Origin of the sequence: Amycolatopsis thermalba, assembly GCF_003385215.1 — a bacterium.
GTDB lineage: Bacteria > Actinomycetota > Actinomycetes > Mycobacteriales > Pseudonocardiaceae > Amycolatopsis_E > Amycolatopsis_E thermalba.
This window is the reverse complement of the sequence record NZ_PQHW01000174.1, coordinates 1-8,291: the sequence shown is the minus strand read 5'-3', so window position 1 is coordinate 8,291 and position 8,291 is coordinate 1. Positions and strand designations below refer to the sequence as shown.

Genomic DNA, 8,291 nt, shown 5'->3' with positions numbered 1-8,291 from the left:
CAAAATCCTGCGAGACTACCGCCGCGCCGCAAGCACGCTCGCCGACACCGTCTCCGGAATCGCGAACCTCCACAACATCATCCTCACAGCCTGACCCAACCACTAGCCCCACCAACCACAACACCAGCTACGAGACAGCCCTTAGCCGTGGTGCTTCGCGAGGTTGACGCGGGTGAGGGCGGGGTGCGCGGCGGGTGGCCTTGTGCTGATCGCCGCCGCGGCCGTGAGCCACGCCCACTCCGGCATTCGACAACGCGCCAGGATGCGGCCTTCCTCCGGAAACCGGCGCAGCCACTGTTGCCCGCTCGCGCGTGACACGCCCATCGCCACCTGTGCCACCGGCTGCCCTGCCGCGACACGCTCAACCAGCAACCGCCGCCCCCCACACGGAGTCTTCGCCTTGATCACCCCGACGCGCCGGCCGCACCGTCGGCAACGTCCACGATCCCTACAGCTGGCAATGACGCGGCCGGGCGCGAGCGCCGGGGCGAGCTCACAGCCGTCACACCGCTGAGCTGCTTGGCTACCGTGGCGACTTCCCGTGCCCGGCCGGCTAGTACGGTCGCAGCGCGAGAGGCCGAACGTGAGCGAGGAGGGAACCGTGACCGAGCCCCGCTACCCGGAGGGCGCGAACGGGCAACAGCAGTCCGCGACCCCCGCGCGGGACGCGCAGCTGCTGGAGCGCACCGTGTTCGAGGTCAAGCGGGTGATCGTCGGGCAGGACAGGCTCGTCGAGCGGCTCCTCGTGGGCCTGCTGGCCAAGGGGCACCTGCTCCTGGAGGGCGTGCCGGGCGTGGCCAAGACCCTCGCGGTGGAAACCCTCGCCCGGGTCGTCGGCGGGTCGTTCTCCCGGGTGCAGTTCACGCCCGACCTGGTGCCCGCCGACATCCTCGGCACCCGCATCTACCGGCAGGGCAGCGAGAAGTTCGACGTCGAGCTCGGCCCGGTGGTCGCCAACTTCGTGCTCGCCGACGAGATCAACCGCGCGCCCGCCAAGGTGCAGTCCGCGATGCTCGAGGTGATGGCCGAGCGGCACGTCTCCATCGGCGGCAAGACCTTCCCGATGCCCGACCCGTTCCTCGTCCTCGCCACCCAGAACCCGATCGAGAACGAGGGCGTCTACCCGCTGCCCGAAGCGCAGCGCGACCGGTTCCTGTTCAAGATCATCGTCGACTACCCCTCCGCCGAGGAGGAGCGCGAGATCATCTACCGGATGGGCGTCACGCCCCCGGAACCGCACGAGGTCCTCAGCCCGGCCGAGCTGGTCCGGCTGCAGGAGGTCGCCGCGAAGGTGTTCGTGCACCACTCGCTCGTCGACTACGTCGTGCGCCTGGTGCTGGCCACCCGCACCCCGGCCGAGCACGGCCTCACCGACGTCGCCGGCTGGGTGTCCTACGGCGCCTCGCCGCGCGCCAGCCTCGGCATCATCGCCGCGGCCCGCGCGCTCGCGCTCGTCCGCGGCCGCGACTACGTGCTGCCCCAGGACGTCGTCGACGTCGTGCCCGACGTGCTGCGGCACCGGCTCGTGCTGTCCTACGACGCGCTCGCCGACGCCGTGCCGCTGGACCACATCATCACCCGCGTGCTGCAGACCGTGCCGCTGCCGCAGGTCTCCGCCCGGCCGCAAGGCGGACCGGCCCAGCCGCTGCCGAACGGGACCCCGGGGCGGTAGTGGCCAGGGGACACACCGGCGACGGTGGCGCCCGGCCCGCGTGGGCGCCGCCCGTGCTCCGCGGTGAACGGCTCGACGCCGGGCTGCGCATGCTCGAACTCGAGGTGCGCCGGCGGCTCGACGGCCTGCTGCAGGGCAATCACCTCGGCCTCGTGCCGGGCCCCGGCTCGGAGCCGGGCGAGGCGCGGCCCTACCAGCCGGGCGACGACGTGCGCCGCATGGACTGGGCCGTCACCGCCCGCACCACCGAACCGCACATCCGCGAGACGGTCGCCGATCGCGAGCTGGAGACCTGGGTCGCCGCCGACCTGTCCGCGAGCCTGGACTTCGGCACCGCGCTGTCGGAGAAGCGCGACCTGGTGGTCGGCGCGGTCGCCGCGATCGTGCACCTGACCGGCGGCGGGGGCAACCGGCTCGGCGCGGTGTTCTCCAACGGCGCCACGACCGAGCGGGTGCCCGCCCGGGGCGGCCGCGCGCACGCCCGGAACCTGCTGCGCAAGATCGCCGAGATGCCGCGCGCGGCCGAAGGCACCCGCGGCGACCTCGCCGCCATGATCGAGCAGCTGCGCCGCCCGCCGCGCCGCCGCGGGCTCGTCGTCGTGGTGTCCGACTTCCTCGGCGGCACCGAGTGGCAGCGGCCGCTGCGGGCGCTGTCCGCGCGGCACGACCTGATCGGCATCGAGGTGATCGACCCCCGCGACGTCGACCTGCCCGAGGTGGGCACGATCGTGCTCGCCGACCCGGAGACCGGCAAGCAACGCGAGGTGCGGGCCTCGGCCCTGCTGCGCCGCGAGTTCGCCGCCGCCGCGCAGGCGCACCGCGACCAGGTGGCGCGGGCGTTGCGGCAGGCCGGCGCGGCGCACCTGGTGCTGCGCACGGATTCCGACTGGATCGCCGACACCGTCCGGTTCGTGGTGGCCCGCAAGCGGCGGTGGAGCGGAGGCGCCGCATGAGCCTCTCCGGATTCAGCGCGCCCTGGTGGTTCCTGCTGCTGTTCGTGGTCGCCGCGGTCGCCGTCGGCTACGTGCTCGCGCAGCGCGCCCGGCGGCGGCGCACCATGCGGTTCTCCAACCTGGAACTGCTCGACCGCATCGCCCCGCGCTCGCAGGGCTGGCCGCGGCACGTGCCCGCGGCGCTGATCATCGTGTCGCTGCTGCTGCTCACCGTCGGCCTGGCCGGGCCGACCGCCGAGCAGAAGGTGCCGCGCAACCGGGCCACCGTGATGCTCGTCGTGGACGTGTCGCTGTCGATGGAGGCCACCGACGTCAGACCCTCGCGCATCAAGGCCGCCCAGGAGGCGGCGATCCAGTTCGCGCAGGGCCTCACCCCCGGCATCAACCTGGGACTGGTGTCCTTCGCCGGCACCGCGACCGTCCTGGTGGCGCCGACGACGCAGCGGCAGAGCGTGGTCGGCGCGATCGACAACCTCAAGCTGGCCCAGTCGACCGCCACCGGGGAGGGCATCTACGCGGCGCTGCAATCGATCCAGGGGTTCTCGGCGGTGGTCGGCGGCGCGGACGGCCCGCCACCGGCGCGGATCGTGCTGATGAGCGACGGCAAGCAGACCGTGCCGGACGACCTGTACGCGCCGCGCGGGGCGTTCACCGCCGCGCAGGAGGCGCGCAAGCAGCAGGTGCCGATCTCCACGATCTCGTTCGGCACCAGCCACGGCACGGTCGAGATCGACGGCCGCGAGGTGCCGGTGGACGTCGACGACGGGTCGCTGCAGGAGGTCGCGCGCCTGTCCGACGGGCAGTTCTACCAGGCCGGCTCGGCCGAGCAGCTCAAAGAGGTCTACGCCGACCTCGGCGAGCAGATCGGCTACGAGATGAAGGAGGCCGACGCCAGCCGCCCGTGGGTCCTGCTCGGCACGCTGGCCCTGGTCGCCGCGGCGGGCACGTCGCTGTTCGTGGGGCAGCGCCTGCCGTAGCCGCGCGGTCCGGGGACGCCGCACCGGGCTACACACCGAACGCGCGGTTCGCGTGGCTGACGATCAGCGCGTTCCCGCGGCGTGGGGACTGGAGGTGGTGGCGCCGCCGCAGGCCGGTGACGTGTCAGGCCCGTGACGGCCGGGTATGCGCCCTCCCGAGGACGAGTTCACCGGGAGGTGTGATGAAGGAACACGAGATCGTCGCCGCCGTGCGCCGGATCGCGGGGCTGGCCGACGCCGAGCACGCCGCGGCCGCCACCCGCGCCACGCTGACCGTGCTGGGGCAGCGGCTGGCCGGCGGCGAGCCGGGCGACGTGGCCGGGCAGCTGCCCGCCGGCATCAAGGAGGCGCTGCCCGAGACCGGCGAGGGGGCCACGTTCGGGGTGGAGGAGTTCTACCGGCGCGTCATGGACGCCGAAGGCCGCGGCTGCACGCAGGACGGCGCCCGCGAGCACGCCCGGGCCGTCGTCGCGGCGCTCAAGGCGGGCGTGAGCCAGGGCGAGTTCGACGACCTCGTCCAGCAGCTGCCCGCCGACTACCGCGACGACCTGCTCTCCACCGCCCCGGCCGACGAGCACCGTTAGACCCCGTCGGCGAAACCCTGCTGCCGCCACGCCTCGAACACCGCGATCGCCGCGGTGTTGGCGAGGTTGAGCGAACGCACCCCCGGCCGCATCGGCACGCGCACGCGGTCGGTGACCTCCGGGGCGTCCCGCACCTCGGGCGGCAACCCGGACGATTCGGGCCCGAACATCAGCACGTCGCCCGGCTGGTACGCCACGTCGGTGTACCAGCGGGTGGCGTTCGCGCTGAACGAGTACACCTTCGCCGGCAGCAGCGCCCGCCACGCGCTGTCCAGGTCCGGGTGCACGTGCACGTCGGCCAGGTCGTGGTAGTCCAGCCCGGCGCGGCGCAGGTGCTTGTCCTCGAACCGGAAGCCCAGCGGCTCGACGAGGTGCAGCTGGCAGCCCGAGTTGGCCGCGAGCCGGATCGCGTTGCCCGTGTTGGGCGGGATCTCCGGCCGGTAGAAGAGAATGCGGAACATCGGAGTTGATCGTTTCCGTTCACCTGTGGTTCGCCCGTCCGGATGCTGACAGCCATGTTCGGCCATGAGCATCCTGATGCTCCCCATCCCACCACAGGAGGACCCCCACATGGTCGTGCGCCCGAATCACCTGTCCCGCCGCCGGTTCCTCGGCTTCAGCGGGGCGGGAGCCGCGGCGGTGCTGCTCGGCACCGGCGCCTGGACGGCGGCGAATGCCTACGCCAGCCCCGTCAAGGGCACCAACCCGTTCACCCTCGGCGTCGCCTCCGGCGACCCGGCGCCCGACGGGGTCGTGCTGTGGACCCGGCTCGCGCCGGACCCCTTCGCCGCCGACGGCGCCGGCGGCATGCCCGCCACCCCGGTGCGCGTGGAGTACGAGGTCGCCCACGACGAACGGTTCCGCGCGGTGGTGCGGCGCGGCAGCGCCATCGCCACGCCCGAGCTGGGCCACTCGGTGCACCCGGAGATCTCCGGCCTGGCGCCCGACCACGAGTACTTCTACCGGTTCCGCGTCGGCGGCGAGATCTCGATGGTCGGCCGCACCCGCACCGCCCCGGCGCTGTGGTCCTCGCCGCGTGAGCTGAACTTCGCCTTCGCCTCGTGCCAGGCCTGGCAGGACGGCTACTTCACCGCCTACGAGCACATGGCCGCCGAGGACCTGGACTTCGTCGTGCACCTGGGCGACTACCTGTACGAGTACGGGGTGGGCAGCAACAAGCGCGGCGTCACGGTCGAGGACAAGTTCAAGACCGAGACCTTCGACCTGGCCCGCTACCGGCTGCAGTACGCGCTGTACAAGGCGGAGGCGCCGCTGCAGGCCGCGCACGCGCGCTTCCCGTGGATCCACACCATCGACGACCACGAGGTCGAGAACAACTGGGCCGGCGACATCTCCCAGGCCGACACCGAGCCCGACCAGGACCCGGCCGTGTTCCGGCAGCGGCGCGCGCAGGCGTTCCAGGCCAACTACGAGAACCTGCCCTACCGGCACACGCAGATGCCCGCCGGCCCGAACGTGCGGCTGCACCGGCGCCTGTCCTACGGGCAGCTGGCCGAGATCACCATGCTGGACACCCGCCAGTACCGCGACGACCAGCCGTGCGGCGACGGCGCCTCGGCCACCTGCACCGACCGGCTCGACCCGGAGCGCACCCTGCTCGGGCCGGCGCAGCGGGACTGGCTGATCAAGGGCTTCCGGGAGTCCCGGGCGCGCTGGCAGGTGCTGGGCAACCAGGCGCCGATGGGCCAGACCGACCGCGACCCGGGCGCGCCGGTGGACGTGTTCCTCGACCCGTGGGACGGCTACGTCGCCGAGCGCAACAAGGTGCTGGCCGCCGCGCAGGACCGGGACGTGCGCAACCTGGTGGTGATCACCGGTGACCGGCACCAGAACTACGCGTGGGACCTCAAGCGCGACTACGCCGACCCGGGCTCGCCGACGGTGGGCAGCGAGTTCGTCGGCACCTCGATCACCAGCGGCGCCGACGGCGCGGACATGACGACCGAGGGGCAGAACTTCCTGGCGGCCAACCCGCACCTGAAGTTCTTCAACGCGCAGCGCGGCTACGTGCGGGTCAACGTCAACCGGCAGCGCTGGCGCAGCGACTTCCGGGTGGTGCCGTACGTGACGAAGCCGGGCGCGCCGATCAGCACGCGCGCCAGCTTCGTGGTGGAGGACCGCCGGCCCGGCGTTCAGGAAGCCTGAGGCCGCCGGGCCAGGACGAACGCCTGAGGGGCCGTTTCCGGGAACGGCCCCGCGTCGTCGGGTGCGCGCTCGAGCCGGGCGCGCACCTTGAACCCGGCTTCGGTGAGCAGCGCGGCCACCCGGTCCACGCGGCGCGGGTGGAAGTCCAGGCTCACCCGGTGCCCGCCGACCTCGTCGCGGTGCACGGGTTCGTCGCCGACGTCGAAAGCCAGCTGCAGCCAGCCGCCGGGGGCGAGGACCCGGCGGAACCCGGCCAGCACCGCGGGCAGGTCCGCGGGCGGGACGTGGATGACCGAGTACCAGGCGACCAGCCCGCCGAGGCTGCCCGCGGGCAGGTCGAGCGCGGTCATCGAGCCGACCTCGAACCGGACGCCCGGGTGGGTGCGCCGCGCCACGGCGATCATCTCCGGGGACAGGTCGATGCCGAAGGCGTCCACCCCGAGGCTCCGCAGGTGGGCGGTGATGCGGCCGGACCCGCAGCCGACGTCGGCCACCGGCCCGGCGGCCAGCTCGGCGAACGCGGCGAGCACCGCCCGGTCGAGCGGCTTGGTGGCCAGTTCGTCGCGGATCCACTCGGCGAACTCGCCGGCGATGACGTCGTAGGCGGCGCGGGTGTCGCCGAGGTAGCCGGGTTCGGTCACGTGTGCGCCTGCAGCTTGGCGCGCACGTCCTCCGGAGGCGCGGCCTTGGTCATGGTGCGCGAGTCGACGAACACGTAGCGGTTGGTGCCGGTGGCGACGAGGTCGTCGCCGCGGCGGACGGTGAACGCCAGGATCATCGAGGTCGTGCCGAGGTGGTCGATCACGACCTCGACGACCAGCTCCTCGTCGAACCGGCTCGGCGCGCGGTAGCGCAGGTTCGACTCGGCCACCACGCAGTCGACGTGGCGTTCGCGCAGCGCGTCGTAGGAGCCGAAGAGCGCCTTGAAGAACTCGAACGAGGCCATGTCGAACCAGGCCAGGTAGTGCGCGTTGAAGACGATGCCCTGCGGATCGCACTCGTGGAAGCGGACGCGCAGCGGCATCGCCACCACCGGCGGGCGGGACTGGGTCACCGGGTGCTCCTTCCTCGCTCAGCCGTGCAGCGCGCGGTAGGTCGCCACGGCTCCGGGGTGCAGGGGAACGGTACCGGTTCCGATCAGCGAACGTACATCGAGGAACTGGGTCGCCACGGCCTGCGCGGGCACCAGGCGGCTCGCCCGCTGGACCAGGACGCGGGTGATCGCGGCGGCGATGTCGGCGGGCAGGTCCGGGCGGCACACGAGCAGGCTCGCCACGCCGATGGTGTCGACCTCGGGGGAGCGGTAGGCCCCGGCGGGCACGCGCACCGCTTCCTGGCCCGGGCCGCGCAACGCCGGCAGGTAGGGCGCCAGCGGCAGCAGGCGAATGCCGATCTCGCTGTCCAGTGTGGACAGCACCGGCAGCGGGACCCCGCCGGAGACGAGCATCGCGTCGATCCGGCCGGTCTTGAGTGCGTCGCCGGCGTCGAGCATCGGCAGGTGCCGGGCGACGATGGGGACGCCGGCCGCGGCGAAGAGCCGGTCACCCAGCACGGCGGCGCCGGAGCGGGGCGCGCTGAGGGAGACGGTGCGCCCGGCGAGGCCGGCCACGGAGGTGATGGGGGAGTCGGCGCGGACGGCGAGCTGCAGGTAGTTCTCGTAGACCCGGCCCAGCGCGCGCAGCTCGATGCGGCGGCCGAACGGGGGATTCCCGGTGGTGGCGGCGCCCGCGATGTCGCCGAGGCTGAGGGCGAGTTCGGCCGTGCCGGCGTCGAGCATCTCCAGGTTGGCGACGCTGGCTTCGGTCGGCAGCGCGACGGTGTGCAGGCGGGGGTAAGCGGCGTTCACCTCGGCGGCGAGGAGCTGCCCGAACGCGAGGTAGAAGCCGGCTTCCTCCCCCGTGGCGATCCGGAGGCGCCCCACCGGTCCACCCGCCCGACG

Annotated in this window: 9 protein-coding genes; 5 read left to right on the top strand and 4 right to left on the bottom strand. The window is 73.1% G+C overall.

What is annotated here, in order from left to right; translation table 11 throughout:
- Positions 1–601: 601 nt before the first annotated feature.
- The 4 genes from D0D15_RS34820 (at position 602) to D0D15_RS34805 (ending at position 4,186) form a co-directional block, all read left to right on the top strand.
- Positions 602–1,672 (top strand): AAA family ATPase, encoded by a 1,071-nt coding sequence (locus tag D0D15_RS34820; protein ID WP_094002876.1) that lies wholly within the window; start codon positions 602–604, stop codon positions 1,670–1,672.
- Positions 1,672–2,625: a DUF58 domain-containing protein gene (locus D0D15_RS34815; protein WP_115945067.1), complete on the top strand. Its 954-nt coding sequence runs from the start codon at positions 1,672–1,674 to the stop codon at positions 2,623–2,625. The genes D0D15_RS34820 and D0D15_RS34815 overlap by 1 nt, the downstream gene beginning before the upstream one ends.
- Positions 2,622–3,602, top strand: coding sequence for a VWA domain-containing protein (locus tag D0D15_RS34810; RefSeq protein WP_094002878.1), 981 nt, complete (start codon positions 2,622–2,624; stop codon positions 3,600–3,602). Before D0D15_RS34815 ends, D0D15_RS34810 begins: the two co-directional genes overlap by 4 nt.
- Before the next feature lie 182 nt (positions 3,603–3,784).
- Positions 3,785–4,186 (top strand): DUF2267 domain-containing protein, encoded by a 402-nt coding sequence (locus D0D15_RS34805; RefSeq protein ID WP_115945066.1) that lies wholly within the window; start codon positions 3,785–3,787, stop codon positions 4,184–4,186.
- Here D0D15_RS34805 and D0D15_RS34800 read toward each other — a convergent pair.
- A complete protein-coding gene (locus D0D15_RS34800; protein ID WP_094002880.1) occupies positions 4,183–4,647 on the bottom strand; it encodes a tRNA (cytidine(34)-2'-O)-methyltransferase in 465 nt (154 codons plus the stop codon). The genes D0D15_RS34805 and D0D15_RS34800 overlap by 4 nt on opposite strands.
- 109 nt (positions 4,648–4,756) lie before the next feature.
- Between D0D15_RS34800 and D0D15_RS34795 the strand changes: the two genes are divergently transcribed.
- Positions 4,757–6,352 (top strand): alkaline phosphatase D family protein, encoded by a 1,596-nt coding sequence (locus tag D0D15_RS34795; protein WP_094002881.1) that lies wholly within the window; start codon positions 4,757–4,759, stop codon positions 6,350–6,352.
- Here D0D15_RS34795 and D0D15_RS34790 read toward each other — a convergent pair.
- The 3 genes from D0D15_RS34790 to D0D15_RS34780 all read right to left on the bottom strand — a co-directional run.
- Positions 6,340–6,993: a class I SAM-dependent DNA methyltransferase gene (locus tag D0D15_RS34790; RefSeq protein ID WP_094002882.1), complete on the bottom strand. Its 654-nt coding sequence runs from the start codon at positions 6,991–6,993 to the stop codon at positions 6,340–6,342. The genes D0D15_RS34795 and D0D15_RS34790 overlap by 13 nt on opposite strands.
- Positions 6,990–7,406 (bottom strand): acyl-CoA thioesterase, encoded by a 417-nt coding sequence (locus D0D15_RS34785; protein ID WP_094002883.1) that lies wholly within the window; start codon positions 7,404–7,406, stop codon positions 6,990–6,992. Before D0D15_RS34785 ends, D0D15_RS34790 begins: the two co-directional genes overlap by 4 nt.
- Positions 7,407–7,424: 18 nt before the next feature.
- Positions 7,425–8,291 (bottom strand): TAXI family TRAP transporter solute-binding subunit (locus D0D15_RS34780; RefSeq protein ID WP_115945068.1); only part of this gene is annotated, 867 nt, incomplete at its 5' end.